Annotated in this window: 17 protein-coding genes and 1 pseudogene; 5 read left to right on the forward strand and 13 right to left on the reverse strand. The window is 70.3% G+C overall.

What is annotated here, in order from left to right; translation table 11 throughout:
- Positions 1-115 precede the first annotated feature (115 nt).
- Together metF and CV1CTNOD_RS16605 are read right to left on the reverse strand one after the other, a co-directional pair.
- Positions 116-1,018: a methylenetetrahydrofolate reductase [NAD(P)H] gene (gene metF / locus CV1CTNOD_RS16600; RefSeq protein WP_131787008.1), complete on the reverse strand. Its 903-nt coding sequence runs from the start codon at positions 1,016-1,018 to the stop codon at positions 116-118.
- Positions 1,019-1,188: 170 nt separating this feature from the next.
- Positions 1,189-1,881: a hypothetical protein gene (locus CV1CTNOD_RS16605; protein ID WP_131786964.1), complete on the reverse strand. Its 693-nt coding sequence runs from the start codon at positions 1,879-1,881 to the stop codon at positions 1,189-1,191.
- Between the two features lie 278 nt (positions 1,882-2,159).
- Here CV1CTNOD_RS16605 and CV1CTNOD_RS16610 point away from each other — a divergent pair, with 278 nt between their 5' ends.
- From CV1CTNOD_RS16610 to CV1CTNOD_RS16620, 3 genes are read left to right on the forward strand one after another with little or no spacing between them, the layout of a single operon-like run.
- Complete coding sequence (locus CV1CTNOD_RS16610; protein WP_131786965.1) at positions 2,160-3,326, forward strand: AAA family ATPase; 1,167 nt, start codon at positions 2,160-2,162, stop codon at positions 3,324-3,326.
- 14 nt (positions 3,327-3,340) lie between these two features.
- A complete protein-coding gene (locus CV1CTNOD_RS16615; RefSeq protein ID WP_242606760.1) occupies positions 3,341-4,399 on the forward strand; it encodes a DUF58 domain-containing protein in 1,059 nt (352 codons plus the stop codon).
- Positions 4,396-5,355: a VWA domain-containing protein gene (locus CV1CTNOD_RS16620; protein WP_131786966.1), complete on the forward strand. Its 960-nt coding sequence runs from the start codon at positions 4,396-4,398 to the stop codon at positions 5,353-5,355. The genes CV1CTNOD_RS16615 and CV1CTNOD_RS16620 overlap by 4 nt, the downstream gene beginning before the upstream one ends.
- A gap of 87 nt (positions 5,356-5,442) precedes the next feature.
- Here CV1CTNOD_RS16620 and CV1CTNOD_RS16625 read toward each other — a convergent pair whose 3' ends face one another.
- The 7 genes from CV1CTNOD_RS16625 to CV1CTNOD_RS16655 form a co-directional block, all read right to left on the reverse strand.
- Positions 5,443-6,627, reverse strand: a complete 1,185-nt coding sequence (locus tag CV1CTNOD_RS16625; RefSeq protein ID WP_242606761.1) for an ABC transporter ATP-binding protein — start codon at positions 6,625-6,627, stop codon at positions 5,443-5,445.
- The gene (locus CV1CTNOD_RS16630; RefSeq protein ID WP_347402949.1) at positions 6,624-7,451 is read right to left on the reverse strand and encodes an ABC transporter permease; all 828 of its coding nucleotides are present in this window, start codon (positions 7,449-7,451) and stop codon (positions 6,624-6,626) included. Before CV1CTNOD_RS16630 ends, CV1CTNOD_RS16625 begins: the two co-directional genes overlap by 4 nt.
- 219 nt (positions 7,452-7,670) lie before the next feature.
- Positions 7,671-8,090, reverse strand: a complete 420-nt coding sequence (locus CV1CTNOD_RS16635; protein WP_131786967.1) for a TOBE domain-containing protein — start codon at positions 8,088-8,090, stop codon at positions 7,671-7,673.
- A 183-nt stretch (positions 8,091-8,273) separates the two neighbouring features.
- Entirely contained in the window at positions 8,274-8,972 is a 699-nt protein-coding gene (gene thiE, locus CV1CTNOD_RS16640) for a thiamine phosphate synthase (RefSeq protein ID WP_131786968.1), read from the reverse strand.
- Positions 8,973-9,022: 50 nt separating this feature from the next.
- Complete coding sequence (locus CV1CTNOD_RS16645; protein WP_431607127.1) at positions 9,023-9,382, reverse strand: Rv2175c family DNA-binding protein; 360 nt, start codon at positions 9,380-9,382, stop codon at positions 9,023-9,025.
- Positions 9,379-10,974 (reverse strand): Gfo/Idh/MocA family protein, encoded by a 1,596-nt coding sequence (locus tag CV1CTNOD_RS16650; RefSeq protein ID WP_131786969.1) that lies wholly within the window; start codon positions 10,972-10,974, stop codon positions 9,379-9,381. Before CV1CTNOD_RS16650 ends, CV1CTNOD_RS16645 begins: the two co-directional genes overlap by 4 nt.
- Before the next feature lie 74 nt (positions 10,975-11,048).
- Positions 11,049-11,648 carry a thiol-disulfide oxidoreductase DCC family protein gene (locus CV1CTNOD_RS16655; RefSeq protein WP_207386499.1) on the reverse strand — a complete coding sequence of 200 codons (600 nt, stop codon included), beginning with the start codon at positions 11,646-11,648 and terminating at the stop codon, positions 11,049-11,051.
- Between the two features lie 12 nt (positions 11,649-11,660).
- Between CV1CTNOD_RS16655 and pknB the strand changes: the two genes are divergently transcribed.
- A complete protein-coding gene (gene pknB, locus CV1CTNOD_RS16660; protein ID WP_131786971.1) occupies positions 11,661-13,640 on the forward strand; it encodes a Stk1 family PASTA domain-containing Ser/Thr kinase in 1,980 nt (659 codons plus the stop codon).
- A 200-nt stretch (positions 13,641-13,840) separates the two neighbouring features.
- Complete coding sequence (locus CV1CTNOD_RS16665; RefSeq protein ID WP_131786972.1) at positions 13,841-15,025, forward strand: DUF5667 domain-containing protein; 1,185 nt, start codon at positions 13,841-13,843, stop codon at positions 15,023-15,025.
- 105 nt (positions 15,026-15,130) lie between these two features.
- Here the strand turns inward: CV1CTNOD_RS16665 and CV1CTNOD_RS16670 are convergent, their stop codons facing one another.
- The 4 genes and pseudogenes from CV1CTNOD_RS16670 to CV1CTNOD_RS16685 all read right to left on the reverse strand — a co-directional run.
- Positions 15,131-16,525 (reverse strand): class II 3-deoxy-7-phosphoheptulonate synthase, encoded by a 1,395-nt coding sequence (locus tag CV1CTNOD_RS16670; RefSeq protein ID WP_131786973.1) that lies wholly within the window; start codon positions 16,523-16,525, stop codon positions 15,131-15,133.
- Between the two features lie 135 nt (positions 16,526-16,660).
- Positions 16,661-17,686, reverse strand: coding sequence for a 6-phosphofructokinase (locus CV1CTNOD_RS16675; protein WP_131786974.1), 1,026 nt, complete (start codon positions 17,684-17,686; stop codon positions 16,661-16,663).
- 256 nt (positions 17,687-17,942) lie between these two features.
- Positions 17,943-18,509: a polyadenylate-specific 3'-exoribonuclease AS gene (locus CV1CTNOD_RS16680; protein ID WP_131786975.1), complete on the reverse strand. Its 567-nt coding sequence runs from the start codon at positions 18,507-18,509 to the stop codon at positions 17,943-17,945.
- Positions 18,506-19,508: pseudogene (locus CV1CTNOD_RS16685) on the reverse strand (hypothetical protein); the annotation flags it as partial. The pseudogene CV1CTNOD_RS16685 and the gene CV1CTNOD_RS16680, both read right to left, overlap by 4 nt.

Below are 19,508 nucleotides of genomic sequence, written 5' to 3' on the forward strand. Positions count from 1 at the left end.
AGGACAACGACTGAAACCGCCGAGGAAGCGAAGCCCGGCGGCCGGCAGACCGCAGCGCCCGCGGGCCCGCGGCGCTCACAGATCCGCAACGCTCGCAGGGCAGCGGCGGCTCACGTCATCCGCGCAGGGAGTGGAACACCTCTCGCGTCGCGGTGGAACGGTTCAACGTGATGAAGTGGATACCGGGCGCGCCGCCGGCGAGCAGCTTCTCGCACAGGTCGGCGGCAACCTCCACACCGACTGCCCGCACAGCCGCCGGATCGTCGGACACCGCGTGCAGCCGCCTGGCCAGGTCCGTGGGGAACGCCGCCCCGGACAGCTTCGCCATCCGCTCGATCTGCGCGACGTTGGTCACCGGCATCACCCCGGGGATGATCGGTGCCTCGCAGCCGAGCCGGCGGACCCGATCAACCAGCCGGAAATAGGCATCCGCACCGAAGAAGAACTGGGTGATGGCATAGTCCGCGCCGGCGGCAAGCTTGCGTACCAGGTAGTGCGCGTCGGTGTCGAAGTCGGCCGAGCGAGGGTGACGGTCCGGGAAGGCCGCAACCCCGACGCAGAAGTCACCGAGCGACTGGACGAGGTGTACCAGCTCCTCGGCATGGTGCAGGCCCTGGGGATGGGCGATCCACTCCCCCTGCGGATCGCCCGGCGGATCACCGCGTAGTGCCAGGACGTTGGGCACCCCTGCTCCGGCATAGCTGCCGATCACCTGTCGCAGCTCGGATACGGAATGGTTGACGGCGGTGAGGTGGCCGATCGGCGTGAGGGTCGTCTCCGTCGCGATACGTTCGGTGATCCGTACAGTCCCGGCCCGGGTCGACCCTCCCGCGCCATAAGTGACCGACACGAAGGACGGATGCAGCGGCTCCAGCTCCCGGATCGCCGTCCACAGGTGGCGCTCCCCCTCGGGAGTCCTGGGCGGGAAGAACTCGAACGAGAACGACGGCCGGCCCGAGGCGAGGAAGTCCCGTACGGTCAGCCCTCGGGTTTCCACGACGCTCCTGACCGCTGTCATGCCCTTGAGGGTAAGCCCTGCCACGCTCCGAACCCGGCACCCGACCCAACCGTGTGTGTCCCGTCCGCGACGAACAACCGGATACAACGGGTAAATCCGACAAGCATCCGCAACGCCCGGAGACGGAGCTCCAGCGCCCAGGCTCGCAACCGCGTCACCCCCGGGCGTTTCTACAGCCGTGCCGGGCCCTGGGGCGCCGGGCTGCACACCTGTACCCGACCGGACCTGCTGCGCACCGACACCGTCCGCTCCGCGTGTGCGTCGAGTGGAACACCCATGGTGACCGCACCCGCGCCCGGGTCCGCGGACTCGACGTCGACCGCGTACGGGCCACTCGGCAGGACGACCGTGACCGCACCGGTGTCGCTGTACGCCGCCACCTTCTCGGGTGGACGGGCGAAGTGCAGGACGACGTCACCGGTGCGACTGCGCGCGACGACACCGCCTCCGCCAAGCTCCCGCCCGGCGATGGTGCCGGAGTCGGTGACGAGCACGAGATCGCCGTCCGATCCCCACAGAGTCACCTCCCCGCGGCGGACCTCGGCCCGGACGCGGGTCGCCCTCGGTAGCGTCAGCCGTATCCGGGCCTCGCCGGCACGCCCGTCAATACGCAGCAGTTCGCCCGTTCGTTCCAGGGCCGGACGCGGCCGGCCGACACGCCGGCGGACGGTCATCTCCACCCGGGCGTCCGCCCGGTCGGCCTCGGCGATCTCAACCCGCCCGGCGGCGAGCCGGACCTCGACGGCACCCACCCCGCCCACCGTCCGGCTGAGCTCCTGCGGCGGTCGGCGTAGCAGCACGAGCCCGTAGCAGGCCGTACCCAGCAGGACAGCGGCGGCCACGGCGACGAGGACATCCGTCATCGGTGTTTCCCGCCGCGGGTCCCGCCGATGGAAGTAGTCGGCACGCAGGGAACCGTATCGGGTCGAGCCCGGCGTCCGGCCGGCCACCGCGCTGCGCCACCGCGCTGCGCCACCCGCGGTCCGTCACCGCTACCCGCGGTCCGCCGCGGGCGGACACCGAACGAGCCGATACCGCATCGACGCGAAAAGCTCAAATTTGCCTTAATTCATTGTTCAAACAGGCTGACGAGTTCGGCTTGAGGTCTCGATTCCCCGCGTCGGCTGCGAGACTACAGCTCATGGACGAACGGCTCGCGCGCTCGGGTGCGCCTGCCCCGGGCGGGTCCGGGGCAGGCGCACCCGAGCGCGACCAGGAGGGGAAGTCTCCGGCCAACGACGGGAAGTCTCTCGTCAACCCTGACACGGCCACTGACGCCGACCACCTCGAACGCGCCCTCTTCGAGGTCAAGAAGGTGATCGTCGGCCAGGACCACATGATCGAGCGGATGCTGGTGGCGCTGCTCGCCCGCGGACACTGCCTGCTGGAGGGGGTGCCGGGCGTGGCCAAGACCCTCGCCGTCCAGACCCTCGCCACGGTGGTCGGCGGGACGTTCACGCGCATCCAGTTCACCAGTGACCTGGTCGTGTCCGACATCATCGGTACCCGGGTCTACCGGCAGACCCGGGAGACCTTCGACGTGGAACTGGGGCCGATCTTCGCGAACTTCGTCCTCGCCGACGAGATCAACCGTGCGCCCGCGAAAGTGCAGTCGGCGCTGCTGGAGGTCATGGCCGAGCAGCAGGTGTCCCTGGGCGGTGTCACCCACCGGCTGCCGGCGCCGTTCCTGGTGTTGGCAACGCAGAACCCGATCGAGTCCGAAGGGGTGTACCCGCTTCCGGAAGCGCAGCGTGACCGGTTCCTGATGAAAGTGGACGTGCCGTATCCCAGCACCAACGAGGAGCTGGAAATCGTCCGGCGGATGGGCGTGAAACCACCCCGGGCCGAGCGTGTCCTGGACCCGCCGACGCTGATCAAACTACAGGAACGCGCCGCCGACGTGTTCGTGCATCACGCGATCGCCGACTACGCGGTCCGCATGGTGTTGGCGACCCGGACGCCGGCCGAATTCGGGATGCCCGAACTCACCGGCCATCTCGCCTATGGCGCGTCACCGCGCGCGTCACTCGGCCTGGTCGCGGCGGCACGGGCGCTGGCGATGCTGCGCGGTCGGGACTACGTCGTTCCGGACGACGTCGCCGCGGTCGCTCTGGACGTGCTGCCGCACCGGCTGGTGCTGTCCTACGAGGCCCTTGCGGAGGGGCTGTCCGCGCGGGCCATCGCCGAACGGGTCCTGCGTGGCACCCCGGCGCCGCGGGTCGCTCCTCGCCAGCAGGGCTATCCCGGGCACTGGACCACCAATCCGCACGGATTTCCCGAATACCACGGCCAGGAAACGTCGGGGTGAAGGTGACCCAGCCAATGGACAGGTTCGGTGGACCGGGCGGAGCCGGTGGACCGGGCAGGCTCGGCATCCACGCCCCGCAGGGCACACCCGGGGGAGCCGCGGCGGACCCGTCGATCGAGCGAACCCTACGGCGCCTCGAGCTGACCGTCACCCGGCGCCTGGACGGCCTGCTGCTCGGCGACCACCTGGGCCTGATGCCCGGATCGGGGACGGAGAAGGCCGAAAGCCGCACTTACCACATCGGGGACGACGTCCGGCGGATGGACTGGGCGGTCACGGCCCGGACCACCGTCCCGCACGTGCACGACCTCGTCGCCGACCGCGAGCTGGAGACCTGGGTGCTCGTCGACCTGACGGCAAGCCTTGAGTTCGGCACCTCGAACCTGGAAAAGCGCGACCTCGCGATCGCCGCCGTGGCCGCCGTCGGTTACCTCACGGCACGCAGCGGCAACCGGCTGGGAGCGCTTGTGCTGACAACCGGCTCCGGACCGCGGCTCATCCCCGCCCGCACCGGCCGGGACGGTCTGCGGGCATTGCTGCGGACGCTGCTGGCGTCGCCGCGGACCGCGCTGGACCGGCCAAGCCGCTCCCCCGGCGGCGCGACCACGACCACAACCGATCTCGCCGCTGCTGTGGACGGGCTGCGCAACCCACCCCGGCGCCGCGGGATGGCCGTCGTGATCTCGGACTTCCTGTCGGTCGACATGTCCTGGGAACGGCCGCTGCGCGCGCTCGCCGGCCGGCACCAGGTACTCGCCATCGAGATCGTCGACCCGCGCGAGCTCGAGCTCCCCAACGTCGGGCTGCTCGACGTGGTCGACCCGGAGACCGGCGCGACGCTTTCGGTGCCCACCTCCTCCCGCCGGCTGCGCGACTCCTACGCCCGGGCCGCCGCGGCACACCGCCGTGAGGTGGACGCGGCGCTGCGCCGGGCCGGAGCCGGCCATCTCGTCCTGCGGACCGACTCCGACTGGCTCACCGACATCGTCCGTTTCGTCCTGGCGACCCGCCGGACCCGTGGCGCGGCCAGACGCCCACCTGTTGCTCCCCGACCCACCGGAGCCGGGCGATGACCTTTCTCGCCGGCCACTGGCTGTGGCTGCTGGTGCTGGTCAGCGCCATCGCCGCCGCCTACATCACGATGTCGCTGCGCCGGGACGTCTATGCGGCGCGCTTCACCGCCGTCGGGTTACTGGCGTCGGTGATGCCACGGCGGCCACAGTGGTGGCGCCGGCACGTCCCCGCGGTCCTCCTGCTGCTCACGCTGGCCACCATGGTGTTCTCCCTCGCCCGGCCGGCTCGGGTGCAGCGGGTCCCCCGCGAACGCGCGACGATCATTCTGGCGGTCGACGTGTCGAACTCGATGGCGGCCACCGACGTCTCGCCCAACCGTCTCGAGGCGGCCAAGGACGGTGCCAACGCGTTCATCGACCAGCTGCCGCCGCGGATCAACCTGGGGCTGGTGTCGTTCTCCGGATCAGCGGCGGTCCTCGTCCCACCGACCACCGACCGCCAGGCCGTCCGCTCCGGCATCCGCGGCCTGCAACTCGGGCCGTCCACCGCGATCGGTGAGGGCATCTTCGCCGGTCTGCAGGCCATCACGACCGCGGGGGAACAGCTCGCCGCGGACGGCGGGACGCCACCGCCGGCGGCCATCGTGCTGCTCTCCGACGGAGAGACCCAGCGGGGACGCCCGAACGCCCAGGCATCCGAGACCGCCAAGGACGCGGGGGTGCCGGTCGACACGATCGCCTACGGCACCGCGGACGGCACCCTCGAGGTGGGCGGCCAGCAGATCCCCGTCCCGGTCAACCAGGAGGCGCTGCGCGAGATCGCGCGGACGACCGAGGGCTCCTACCACCGGGCCGTGTCCGGGGACGAGCTGCGTTCGGTATACGAGGGCCTCGGCAGTTCCATCGGCTACCGCAACGAATTCCACGAGATCACCACCTGGTTCGTCGGCCTGTCCCTGTCCCTGGGCCTGGCAGCCGCAGCCCTGTCGATGGTCTTCTCCTCCCGGCTGCCCTGACCCTCCTCCCGCCTGCCGCGCCTGCCGCGCCTGCCGCACCTGCCGCGCCTGCCGCGACCGGGCGGGCAGGGGCCAGATCGACGTTACTTAGGCCTGGTCGGGGTAGGTCTCGATGTCTGTTGCCTTGAACGACGCCCAGACCCGCAGCCCCGGTTCCAGTCGCAGTTCGGCCAGGGCCGCGGGGGTGACGTCGGCAAGCAGGGCGGGGTTGGTGTCCACCGCGACGCGGGCACGGTCTCCCAGCAGTTCCAGCCCGGCGACCCGGCCGGTCAGCGTGTTGCGGGCGCTGCCGTGCGGCTCGACGACGCCGAGCATGACCGCGGACGGCCGCAGCGCGGCCAGCACAGGACCGGTGATCGACCTGTCCGCGACGGTGAGCGCGCCACCGCCGCGCAGCCGCACGACACCTGCTGCGGCCTCGCCCCGGTACAGGTTCAGCCCGACGAGCCGGGCCACATAGTCGGTCCGGGGCCGGCGTGCCACCTCCGCCGGCGGACCCTGTTGCACCACGCGTCCCGCCTCGATGATGACAACGTGGTCGGCGAGCACCATGGCCTCGATCGGGTCGTGGGTCACCAGCACGGACGGGCCGCCGAAACCGGTCAGATGACGGCGCAGATCCGCCCGGACGGCCAGCCGGGTGGACGCATCCAGCGCCGCCAGCGGCTCGTCCAGCAGCAGCAGCCGCGGGCCGGCGGCGAGCGCCCTGGCGAGCGCGACCCGCTGGGCCTGCCCGCCGGAGAGCGCCTCAGGGCGGCGGGCGGCGAACTCGCCCAGACCGAACTTCTCCAGCCACTCCCCCGCGGCGGCCCGGGCGGTGGCCCGGGACACCCCCCGGCAGCGAAGCCCGAAGGCGACGTTGTCCCGCGTGGACAGATGTGGAAACAGCAGGTAGTCCTGGAAAACCATCCCGACCGTGCGGCGCTGCGCCGGGACGAAGATCCCCGCCTCCGGGTCGTCCATGACGAAGCTGCCCAGGCTGATCCGGCCCGCGTCGACCGGCTGTAGCCCGGCGAGCGCCCGCAGCAGGGTGGTCTTGCCCGCGCCGTTGGGCCCGAGGACGGCGACGGTCGTCCCGTTCGTCGCGGTCAGTGTCATGTCCAGGGTGAAGCCGCTGGTGCGCCGCACCCGCAGGCAGGCCCGCAACGCACCGTCGCCGGATCCACCGGATCCACCGGATCCATCGGGCGTGGCGGGCAGGTCAGGGCCGCCGGAGGCGGACCCCGCCTGCGTGGGCGGCCCGGCGGCGACAGCGGTGTCGATCCTCCTCACAGGGCTGCCCCGGGGCGTAGCCACCGGTCACGCAGCAGGGCCAGCACGCCCACGGCCACGGCGAGCAGCACCAGGGACAGTGCGACCGCCGCGTCCGGATCGGTCTCCAGGGCGAGATAGACCGCCAGCGGCATCGTCTGGGTGGTGCCCGGAAAGTTGCCGGCAAAGGTGATGGTCGCCCCGAACTCGCCGAGCGCGCGTGCCCAGCACAGGACCCCGCCCGCACCGAGCGACGGCGCGATCATCGGGAGGGTGACCCTGCGAAACGTCACCCACCGGCTTGCGCCAAGGGTGGCGGAGGCGTCCTCGAACCGCCGGTCTGCCGACCGTAACGCCCCCTCGACCGCGACGATCAGGAACGGCATCGCCACGAACGCCTCCGCCGCGACCACCCCGGCGGTGGTGAACGGGAGGGTGATCCCGAACCAGGCGTCGAGGTAGCGACCGACGATTCCCCGGCGCCCGAACGCCAGCAACAACGCCACCCCACCGACCACGGGAGGCAGCACGAGCGGCACAGTGATCATCGCACGTAACAGCCCACGACCGGGGAAGGCCACCCGGGCCAGCAACCAGGCCAGCGGCACACCCACCGCCAACGACAGCGCGGTCGCGATGGTCGCGGTCACCAGGGACAGCCGCAGCGCCTCGCGCACACCGGGCTCGGTCAGCAGGTCCGGCAGGTTGCGCCAGGGCACCCGCACGAGCAGTCCGGCCAGCGGGAGCAGGAGGAACACGATGGCGATGCCGCTCGCGACCGCCAGCGGAACCGGTACCCGCCCCCCGCTGCGACCCGACGAGCGGGCGGAGGCAGAGGGCGGGATAGAGGTGCGGGGCCGGCGGAGGCGGCCGGTAACCACGGGGATCCGGCTCACGTCGCGGGAGAGAACCCGGCCTCGGCGCGGACCGCCTCACCAACATCGGGCAGCACACAAGCGACAAATGCCCCGGCCGAGTTCTTCGATCGCGCTTTCATCCGTCCCCGCAAGCTGGCAAGTCTGGAAAGACCGGAAAGAACCGACCGGCACCGGTGTTGCGCGGCGTCAGCGACGCTGCGCCGGAAGCTCCATCACCACGTTCGTCGACTTCACCGAAGCCACGGCGACCACGCCCGGTTCGAGGCCGAGCTCGTCGGCGGACTCGCGGCTCATCAGGGACACGACCCGGTGCGGACCGGCCTGGATCTCGACCTGGGCCATCACACCGTCGCGTACCACCCGGGTCACGATCCCGGGGAAGCGGTTACGGGCCGACTCCCCCACCACGGCGGCGTCCGCAGCCGGAGGCCGGTCGGCCGAGGCCGCAAGCTCCTTGCTGAACTGGGCCAGCGCGGCACCCTCGACGGCCTGGCGCCCGCTGTCGTCCCGTACCAGCGGCAGCCTGCCGGCATCGGCCCACCTCCGGACGGTGTCGTCGCTGACGCCCAACAGCCCGGCTGCATCTGAGATCCGCAAAGTCGCCATGCATGCACCATAGCCAACGCATCTACGGTTTGTCCCAAGCGCCGGGACCGAATCCACGGCCACCGGAGGCATGACCGTCTGGACCGTTACCGCCGACGGACGAACAGGTTACGCAGCGGGCTCGTTCCGAGCGTGTGATCGGGCCCGTCCGTCCAAGGGTATCGGGCTACCCGTGGCCGGGGCTCAGGCTGCGCGCAGCCGGCCGGCCAGGGCCGCGGCGGCCGATCCCGGTTCCTCGGCCTGCGTGATGCCCCGGACGACCACGACCCGCCGGGCGCCGGTGTCGAGAACCTCGTCCAGGGTGAATGCGTCCACGCCCCCGGTGACGAACCAGGGCTTGGCACCGGGAGTGAACGGTGGGGCGAGCCGGGCGGCCAGGCGCGGCAGCTCCAGCCCGACCGGCGCGCGTCCCTGTTTCGTGGGCGTCGCCCATACCGGGCCGACGCAGAAGTAGTCCACATCGGGATCCTCGATCGCCGCGGCGAGCTGGTCGGGATCATGGGTGGACAGGCCGATCAGCACGTCCGGGCCGAGCAGCCGGCGGGCAAGCCGGGGCGGGATGTCGTGCTGGCCGACATGCAGCACATCAACGCCGGTGAAGGCGGCGAGATCGGCACGGTCGTTGGCGCTGACCAGCGCCCCCCGCCGCTGCGCGGCCTCCCGCACCACGGCGAGCTCATCGGCTTCGGGCTGCCACTCCAGACCCTTCTCGCGAAGCTGGACGACGTCCACCCCGCCGACGAGCACCTCGTCGAGGAACGCCGGCAGAGCCGGTCGCAGCCCGAGACACAGGTACAGCCTGGCATCGGCCAGCCGGACCAGACGCGCCTCCGCCCCCGGTGACCGCGCATACGACCTGGCGGCACCAGCATCCTGTGTCATGCCCCGACCCTACGGGCCGGCCACGCACGCAGGACGACGACCAGCCGCGGTCAGAAGGCGAGGGCCTGGGCCCGGCGTTTGACCTCCCTGCCACGGTTCTCCGCCAGGGCACGCACCGGGGTGCCGGGAAGGGTCGGATCTTCCCGGAAGAGCCAGTCCATCGACTCCTCGTCGGTGAAGCCGGCGTCGGAGAGCACGGTCAGCAGGCCCGGGAGGCCCTTGAGAAGCGCGCCATCCTGGATGAACTCGACCGGGACCCGCAGCACTCCCTCGGATCGTACGGCGAGCAACTTGCGGTCCCGCACCATCTGACGCACCCGCGTGATGGGCACCCCGAGCCGGTCGGCGACATCGGGCAGGGTCAGCCACTCCATGGTCAAAGTAAACACCGAGAAACAGTTATTGGTCATACCGGGGTGACCGGAGCCCCACCGGTGGCCACTGACTGGGTGGCCGCCTCCATCACGGCGACCACCCGCCGAGCCACCTCCACGGTGTGCTGCATGGGCCAGCCGGACACGAGCAGGTCGGCGAGCTGGTTGTGGAAGACCGAGGTGACCGGCGGCGGCGGCAACGGCAGCCGGGTCCGGCTGCCGTTGCCGGCGACCAGGTTCAGCTGGCCGGCGGAGGCACCGAGCACCCGCTCGGCGTGCCGTCCGGACCGCGGGCCGGGGACGACCGGCTCGGCGGGGATCTCGCTGACGACGGAGCCGGTCGTTCCGACCACATGGAACCTGGGCATCTGCGCGGCGGCGAGATCGGAGATCGTGATCTGGGCCTCGGCGCCGCCGGCGAAGTGCAGCAGGATGCGGGTGTGGTCGGCGTTGCTCACGTGGTGCCACACCCGTTTGTGCGCGGTTGCCGACACCCACTCGACGGGTTCGGTGAGCAGGTCGAGGATCCAGTCCAGGTGAGCGAAACCGCGGTCGTAGACGACCCCTCCGCTGACCCTGGCGTCGTCGTGCCAGGTCCCGGCGGGACGCGCGAAGCCGCCCTGGAACGTCTCCAGCCACAGTACGTCACCGACCGCACCTGCCCGGAGCGCATCGTGCAACGCACGGTAACCGAGATCGTCCCGCTGGTCGGGATGGACCACCAGGACGAGCCCCCGCTCGGAGGCCGCGGCTATAAGATCATCGGCTTCCCGCGTGGACAGGCAGAACGGATGCTCGATCACGACGTGCTTATCGGCCTCGAGCGCCCGCATCGCCCACTCCGTGTGGGTGTGCGTCGGCGTGGCGACGATCATCAGATCGATTTCGGGATCACCGACCAGGTCGGCCGGATTGACGATCCGGCGGGCGGCGCGGTCCCCGGCACGTCCCGGCGGGCGCGACGCGCCGTCGCAGATCGCGGCCATCTCCAGACCCTCGGTCACGTCGACGGCCATATGGTGGAAGGCTGCGGATTCGGCCGTCCCGAGCAGCCCCACCCGCACCGGCGGCGCGTCACGCACGCCGAGGGCGTGGCGTAACCAGCGTCCGATCAGGCGATGGTAAGCAGGATCAGCGAGCGTCCTGTCACCCGAACCGAGTGTGAGCATGCCCAGGCCCGTCGACGGACGCCAGGTGCACACCGGATGGACTGCCAGCTCATGGCGCACCATCAACAGCTGTTCCACGTCGTCGGCAAGCTTGTCGGGCACGACCCACTGGTCGACCGGGCGGAAGTCGCCGATACGCGTGGTGAACTCCGCGCCGTCCGGGCCCGGTAACAGCCAGAGTTCATGGACCGGCGTCACCCGGCCCGGCACCAGCCCGGACGCCTCGACCAGCGGGCTGTCAGGTGGCAGCGACCGCAGGGTGGGACCGGCGAGCAGCACCGGGACGGACTGGCGCGCGCGGTCCAGCACATCCTGCTCGCCGCTGTCCAGTGGCCGGTCGATGAGGACGAGCAGCGCGTCCGCGGACCGCGCGGATGTGGGCCCGAGCCCCGCGCCCCGCAGATGGTCACCGAGTGCGCTGGCGCCGGGAAGGTTCGAGACCAGGTGAATGCGGGGCACGCAGGCACTGTAGTAATTAGCCGGTCGGCAAACCCACAGGGGGTCCGGTCATGAAACGCCGGTGACGAGGAGGATCAGCGCGGCGGTGTACCCGCCGGCCCGCAGCTGCCGGCCGGCGCACCCCCACACAAACCCCGTGCCCACAACCACAATCCGCGCCAGGTCGGGGAAGGCAGCCGGCCCCGGTTGCGACACACCTGGGCATAGACGGCGGCGGCGGCGCGGCCGGGCAGGGGGCGTTGAACAAGTTTGCCCAGCGTCCGCCATGGCTGCCGGGACAGGGTCATCCACGCGGCCACCGCTTGCGCACCTGAGTGCACCGCGCCATCCATGCCCACCCACTGGACGGCGTCCCGTGCCTGCTCCTCGGTCAGGCCGAGCCGGTGCAGATCAACCGCCTGCCAGGGCCAGACGTCCGGGACCGCGCTGAGATAGCGGGTGAGAAATCCGACACCGGCCTGGCAGAAACCGCAGTCACCGTCCCAGATGAATACCGGCCGTTGACGCCTGCCGACGCCCGCCTTTGGCCTTCTGGCGCTCCGGGGACCGGGGCCTCCGGCAGCGCGAAAAAACCATGATCGTGCTGCTTTTGGCCCGCTCGGCGGCGCCTGCGGCGTCGACTTGCCAGGTGTCACGGCGGGTGGCTCGTCCCGGTGGCGGCCCACCCCGTTCATACTGGACCGGGTATGGTCGCGGTGCCGGATTTCGGCGTCGCCGTCGAGCGCTCTAAGCTGTTCAACGTGGACGCGACCGTCGCAGACCCCGTCATCGGACGGTTGCTGGACGGGCGCTATACCGCGCAGGAACGCATCGCCGTCGGCGGTATGGCGACGGTCTACGTCGCTCATGACAACCGGCTTGACCGGCTGGTCGCTCTCAAGGTCATGCATCCCGCGTTCGCGCACGACGAGGACTACCTCCGTCGTTTCCAGCGGGAGGCCACCGCCGCCGCGCGGCTGAACACCCCGTGCGTCGTCTCCATTCTCGACCAGGGCAGCGATCACGGACCCAGCGGCCCGGTGATGTACCTCGTGATGGAGCTCGTGCGCGGCCAGACCCTGCGGCAGTTCATCGGCAGCCGCGGGCGGCTGATCCCCACCGAAGCCATCGAGATCATCGAACCGGTCCTCGAGGCTCTCGCGGCGGCCCACGACGCGGGGATCATCCACCGCGACATCAAGCCGGAGAACATCCTGCTCGGCTACGACGGCCAGGTGAAGGTCGCCGACTTCGGGCTCGCCCGGCCGCTCAACCAGGCGACCTACGCCATGACCCAGGGCGTTGTGATGGGGACCGTCGGCTACCTGGCGCCTGAGCAGGTCAGCGACGGCTCCGCCAGTACCCGTAGCGACGTCTACGCCGCCGGGGTCGTCCTGTACGAGATGCTCACCGGGGTGCTGCCCCACACCGGCGCCACCCCGATGTCCGTGGCCTACCAGTCGGTGCACGGCGAGGTCCCCGCACCGTCGACAGCCGCGCAGGGAATCCCAGCCGAACTGGACGGCCTGGTGCTGCACGCCACGGCACGCGACCCGAACATGCGGCCGGCTGACGGGGCCGCCATGCTCGACGAACTGCACCGCGTCCTGCCCTACCTGCCGGAACCGACCGGGGACCCCGCCGGCAACGGGGCTCACAGCGCTCACAGCGCCGGTTTTCACCACCGAAGCAGGCCGCGCGCGACCGCCGGCCTTGCCCTGGGCGGCCACCTGCCGCCCGGGTGGCGCTACCGGCTCCCACTCCGCCGGTCCCGCGGCAGGCCTGTGATGGTAGCCGTGATCGTGGCCGTCGCCCTGGTCTGCGGGCTCGTCGCGACCAGGGCATTGTCCGGGCCGGGCAAGGTGCGGGTTCCGCCGCTGGCGGGTCTCGACCGGGCGGCGGCGGTGCAGGCACTGACCGATGCCGGGTTCGCTGTGGCCTACGACGAGGCCGCCACCAGCGACACCGTCCCCGACGGGAAGGTCATGGGGCAGGAACCGGCCAGCGCCACCGAGGCAGTGCGCGGCAGTACCGTGCGGATACGCCTGAGCCTGGGCAGGGCGCAGGTCCGCGTGCCCGACGTCGCCACCCTGTCGGTGGCGGAGGCCCAGGCCCGTCTCACCCGCCAGCAACTCAACGTCTCCAGTACGCCACGCACAGAGGCCAACGACACGATCGCGGCCGGCAATGTGATCAGGACGGACCCGAGCGGGGGCGCCGAACTCACGGTGGGCGCCCAGGTGACGCTGATCGTCAGCTCCGGGCCGGCCATGGTGACGGTCCCCAACCTCGTCAACATGCCCTTTGCCACGGCCCAGACCCAGCTGGGTGCCCTCGGGCTCAAGGTGACGCGGATCGACGTGAACGACGAAACCGTCGAAAGCGGAAACGTCATACGTACCTCCCCCGATCCGGGGCAGCCGGTCGCCCGCGGCTCGGTCGTCACCGTGCTGGTGTCCAGGGGGCCTCAGTCGGACGGCGGGGACGGCGGTGGCCAGATGGTCGAAGTACCCGACGTCGTCGGCCAGAGATATCAGGTCGCCGCCCGCGAACTGCAACGTCGCGGGCTGCGACCCGAGCGCGACGACTTCTCCCTCTTCGAGAACGACAACACGGTCAGGAGCACGGACCCACCCGCCGGCACCAAAGTCGAACGGGGTACTAAAGTGACCCTCACCGTCGGATAGTTCTGGTAATTGTCATATGACTGTTCCAGGCGGACATCTTCCCGGCATACTTCGGCTGTCCGGACGAATCACCCTCGACCGCGAGAGCGAGATGCGTGCCCATACGGGGTGTCCTCCGTCACCATGGGGGCTGACGGTGTATTCGGGTGGCAGCGAGCGCCCGGTCGGCGCACCGTGCAGGGGGAAACAGGGGGACTCCGGTGGGAGTACTGCTCACGGGACGACGAGCCGAACGTTTCGACCGGCTGATCAACAGCAGGCCGTCTGCCGCCCGCGCGGGCGACCGCGAGCGGCAGGACGTTGTCGCGGCGCTGCGCGCCTACGAACCGGTGTCACCGCGCCCGGAGTTCCGCACGGCGCTGCGTGCCAGGCTGCTCGCCCAGGGCCTGACCGCTCAGCCGCCGAACGCTGAGATCTCGCAGGTCTCGCAGGCGCAGACCCCTGGCGCTGGCGCCCCGAACGCGGGTGCGCTGCCAGCGAAGGATCCGGCACCCGCCCTCCTCATCCCCGGCCTCCGAAGCGTCCTCTCCCGGACCGCCACATCCCGGACGGCCGTCTCCTGGAACATCATCGGTTCACGTCCGGGCCTGCTCGGTGCTCTGGCGACATCCGTCGTGGTGGCCGGTATCGCTGTCGGGACCCATCGGGCGGTCCCCGGCGAGCCCTTGTACGGGCTCAAGCTCCGCGTCGAGCACATCCAGCTCGACCTCACCAGCAGCCCGGTCGAAAAAGCCAAGATCCATTTCGACATCGCCCGCACCAGGCTCGACGAGATCAACTCGATCATGGATGACGGACGGCTGCCGAAGAAGACCGTTGACGTGCGCAACCTGCTGACAGCCTGGCAGCACGAAGCGTCCGTCGGTGGGAACGTGCTGGTCCCCGAGGCCCGTAACGGTAGCCAGGATGCGTTTCGGACCGTGCAGGACTTCACCGACGACCAGTCACGGGACCTGCACGTCCTGCTGGACAGCCTGCCGGACGGCCCCCTGCACACCATGACGGCCAAGGCCCTCGACTACATGCACGGAGTCCACGATACCCTCAGCACCTCCGACATCACCCCACCGGCGGCGCAAGGCGCACCCAGCCAGGCGGACACCTCACGCCCACCGCGACCGGTGCCGGCCTCCGGCTTAACCCCTCCCGTGACCGTGAACGCCTCGCCGGAGGCCGGCGGCAGCCCCGCGGCGGTCCCGAGCCCGTCGCAGACCCGCACCGCGGGCGTTGCCGGCAACCCGAACGTGCCTGCAACGCGCTCCTCCGAGAACCCGCACGCCCCGACCGTCGCGGCGACCACCAGCGCGCCGAAGGCGCCGGACACACCGCCCCCGGCCGATGCGGATGGCTCCGTACAGCCCACCGGTACCGGCGCACCGGCTTGACCACCCGCTGGCCTCGGGCGGCCCCGTCGGGGCACGATCACGATCCCAAGATCACCAGATCGGGACCACCGGCACCAGCACCAGTCCACGATCACCGAATGGTGATCACCGGATCTGGGAGCGGGCCGCATTGATCTGCTGCAGCATCTCCGCAACGAGGAAGGCGAGCTCAAGGGCCTGACCGGTGTTCAGCCGCGGGTCGCAGGCGGTCTCGTACCGGCCGGCCAGATCGGCCTCGCCGATCCGTTCGCCACCACCGAGGCACTCGGTGACGTTGTCCCCGGTCAGCTCGATGTGTACCCCTCCGGGATGGGTACCGAGTAGCCTGTGGACCTCGAAGAAGCCGAGCACCTCGTCGAGGACGTCGTCAAAGTGCCGGGTCTTCACGCCGTTGATGTCACGGGTGTTGCCGTGCATCGGGTCACACGACCACACCACCGGATGTCCGGCGGAGTTGACCTTCTCAACAATCGCGGGAAGCGCGTCCCGAATGCGACCGGCGCCCATTCGGGTGATGAGCGTGAGCCGGCCGGGAACATGGTCGGGGTTGAGCCGGTCGGCAAGAGCCAGTACCACGTCGGGCGAGGCGTTCGGACCCACCTTGCAACCGAGAGGATTACCGATCCGTGACATCAGGTCCACATGGGCCCCGCTGAGATCACGGGTTCGTTCGCCGATCCACACCATATGCGCCGAAAGATCGTAGATCGAACCGGTGGCGTCCTCCCTGCGGGTGAGCGCCCGTTCGTAATCCAACAGCAGCGCCTCATGACTAGTGAACAGCTCGACGCCGTGCAGTGTCGGCGTGCGCTCGAGATCGATGCCACAGGCGGCCATAAATGACAGGGCCCGCTCGATGTCGGTCGCCATCATCTCGTAGCGACGCCCGGCCGCCGAATCCCGCACGAACGCCTTGTTCCATTCGTGCACCTTGGACAGATCGGCGAAACCGCCGGTCGCGAAGGCACGGATGAGGTTCAGCGCGACCGCGCTGGCATGGTAGGCATCCAGCATGCGGCCGGGATCGGGCCGGCGGGCCTGGGCCGTGGCGGCGATGTCGTTCACCGCGTCACCGCGGTAGGAGGGAAGCCCGGTGCTGGCCTCGATGTCGGCCGACCGGGGCTTGGCGTACTGGCCGGCGATCCGGGCGACCTTCACCACCGGCACGCTTGCGCCATAGGTGAGCACGACCGCCATCTGCAGCAGCGTCTTCACCTTGTCACGAATCTTGTTGGCGGTGTTCGCGGCAAAGGTCTCCGCGCAGTCGCCGCCCTGGAGCAGAAATGCCTCACCCCGGGCGACCGCCGCGAGCCGTTCGGTCAGAATCCGAACCTCAGGTGCGGTGACCAGCGGCGGCAGTACCGCCAACCGGCCGCGGACCGCAGCCAGCTCTGCCTGGTCGGGCCAGTTCGGTTGCTGCTTGGCCGGCAGGGTCCGCCAAGCGTCGAGTTCTTCCACAGTGTTACAGGGTACGGCCGACCGCGGTACCACGTCAGTCATCCCCGGTGTTCCCCGACCGCCGGCAGAGCAGCACAGATCGACCGCCCATGGCGTCACCCGTAGCGTCACCCGTAGCGTCCCGGAAACCTGGGCCTTCCAGCGGCGCGAAAACACGATCGCGCCGCCTTCGGCCTGCTAACCGAAGAAAACCTCGGCCTCGGCATAGAGCTCCTCCGGCACCAGTTTGAGCTCCCGGGTCGCCTCCGCCAACGGCACCCGGTCGATACGGGTACCGCGCAACGCCACCATCGTGCCCCAGGCACCGTCGTGCGCGGCATCGACGGCGTGCAGGCCGAAGCGGGTCGCCAGCCACCGGTCGAACGCCGTCGGGGTGCCGCCCCGCTGGACGTGCCCGAGCACGGTCGCGCGGGACTCCCGCCCCGTCCGTCCACGGATCTCGGTCTCCAGCACGGAGGCGATCCCCTGGAGCCGGACGTGGCCGAAGGCGTCCAGCTCCCCCTCCTTGACGGTCAAGGAACCGGCCACCGGGACGGCGCCCTCCGCCACCACGATGATCGGCGCGTAGTGGGAGGCGAAGCGGTGCTCGACGAAGGCGCAGACCTTGTCGATGTCGAACGGCCGCTCCGGAAGAAGGATCACGTTGGCCCCGCCCGCCATACCGCTGTGCAGCGCTATCCACCCCGCATGGCGTCCCATCACCTCGACGATGAGGACACGGTGATGGCTCTCCGCGGTGGTGTGCAGCCGGTCGATGGCCTCCATCGCGATGTTGACAGCGGTGTCGAAGCCGAAGGTGTAGTCGGTGGCGGACAGGTCGTTGTCGATGGTCTTGGGCACGCCGACGACCGGGATGCCTTCGTCGTGCAGCCGGGCGGCCACCCCCAGCGTGTCCTCCCCACCGATCGCGATCAGTGCGTCGACCGCGTGCGCGGCCAGGGTGTCCCGAATACGCGCGACGCCGTCGTCCTCCTTGTAGGGATTTGTGCGGCTGGATCCGAGAATAGTACCGCCGCGTGGGAGAATTCCCCGCACCGCCTCGACTCCCAGCGGCACGGTGGCATTCTGCAGCGGACCTCGCCAACCGTCCCGGAAGCCGACAAAAGAATGTCCGTAGACATCCGTACCTTTACGGACGACTGCCCGAATGACAGCATTCAGCCCGGGGCAGTCCCCGCCACCTGTCAGTACTCCGATCCGCACTCCGTGTACCTCCTAGCGGACCAAAGGCGGCGCGATCATCTTTTTCGCGCCCGAGGTCCCCGCCGGGTCCGAGATCCGAAAGCCGACCTGGCAGATCCGGGAGACCCAGGCCCCCTGGTCACTTAATGGTCTTAGCCTGTGACGAGCCACTCCTGTCAGGTCGGAAGCGTAATCCCATGGACGTGCTCGGAGAAACACATCCGGCACCCGTGGCGTGGGGAATTTCCCGGCCCGGAAGCCGTACTTCACGGAAGCTTCACTTCGCGGGGGCCGGGGACAGCCGGGCCCGCAGCGGTGCCAGTATCCGCCACCGGTCGAGGTTGTGCCGGGCGTCGGCGAGCGCGTCGTGGGCGTCGTGCGGGGGAGGCGGCAGCGGTGGACGGCCGACATCCTCCCAGAGCTGGCGCAGATCCCGGGTGAAGCGGGGAAACAGCCGGGGAAGATCGGTCATCGTGCCGAAAAGCTGGCAGAGCACCACATGGTCGTAGGCGGCATACCAGGCCCACAGCTCCGGAGGCCCGGCCAGGCCGAGAAACTCGATGATGTCGGAGCGGATGCGCGCCCGCGACCGCCAGCTGGGATCGGACGGCGGCGGGAGTTTGTCCAGGACGTTGCGCCGCACCCACGGCACCGCGAAGGCCGGGTCGAACTCGGTGGACACGGCGTAGTACTCCCGGGTGCCGTCCTCGCTGACGATTCCGATGCTCACCAGATCCAGCCAGAGGTGGCCCCCCTCCGAGCGTTCGATGAACTCGGTGTCGTAGAGATATCGGCTGGCCACCGATCCAGTCTGCCTGCCGACCTCCCGAAACGGGACGCTCATCCTCCGCCGGTCACCAGGCCGCGACGGCGACCACGACGTGTCGTCCACAACAGTCCGCCCAGAACAACCGCCGTCCCCGTGGCGCCGGCCAGCGGCAGCGCCCATAGCAGCACGCCGTTCACGTCGTCATCGGCGACCTTGTCAGCGGCTCTGTCAGCGGCTCTGCCGTCGCTGTGGCCGCCGCGGCCGGTCTGACCGGCCGGGGTCGTGGTACCAGCCGGGGTTGTCGCACCGGCCTGCGGGCATGGATCACCGGGAGGCGGCGGCGCGACCGGCGGAGCCCCACCGGCGGGCGCCGGCTCGATCCGGACGTCCACCCGGGCCGCTCCCGTATCGGTGGCCAGGCAGACCACACCCGCGCCAGGGGCGGAGACGACCGTGGCCCCGGACGCCCGCACCAGGTAGCCGTCGGGGTAGGCGCCGACCGGGACACGGATCTGGGTCGCGACTCCGCGACGGAAGGCACTACCTGTCGGGGACACCGGCAGGTAGGACAAGGCGAGCAGCCGTCCGGACGGATTGTAGGTCGAGCTCACCGGAACGCCCGCGACCGCGGAGGGGTAGGGCCTGGCGAGGACGGCGAGGGTCGTGCCGGTCAACGGCCGGTCGAAGAACCATCCGATCTGCGCGGTCTCGGCAGCCGACACCAACCGCAGCACGGTCGCCGGATCCCCGGCCGCCCAGCCGACCAGGAGCGCCGCCTCGTCGTTGGTCGCTGTGCTCGCGGTCGGGTCGAACGAGGCTGAGCTGTTTCGCCAGAGCAGATGGTGGGTGTCCTCCGCCCGCACGGCGCCGTTGAGCAGCAGGGGATTCGCCGACGCCGGGACCATCAGCTCGAAGCCGACCAGGCCGGCAACATCACGGAACCGGCCTGACAGCCGCCGCAGACCCGCGGCGAACACCTCGTCCCCCGCCCTGGCCGCGGCGGCGGTCGGCACGATCTGGATCATCGCGCGCAGACCCTGCCCGGTGACGACCCCGACGGAGGCGGCAAGCCCG

Origin of the sequence: Protofrankia symbiont of Coriaria ruscifolia (genome assembly GCF_900634745.1) — a bacterium.
Classification (GTDB): Bacteria; Actinomycetota; Actinomycetes; order Frankiales; family Frankiaceae; genus Protofrankia; species Protofrankia californiensis.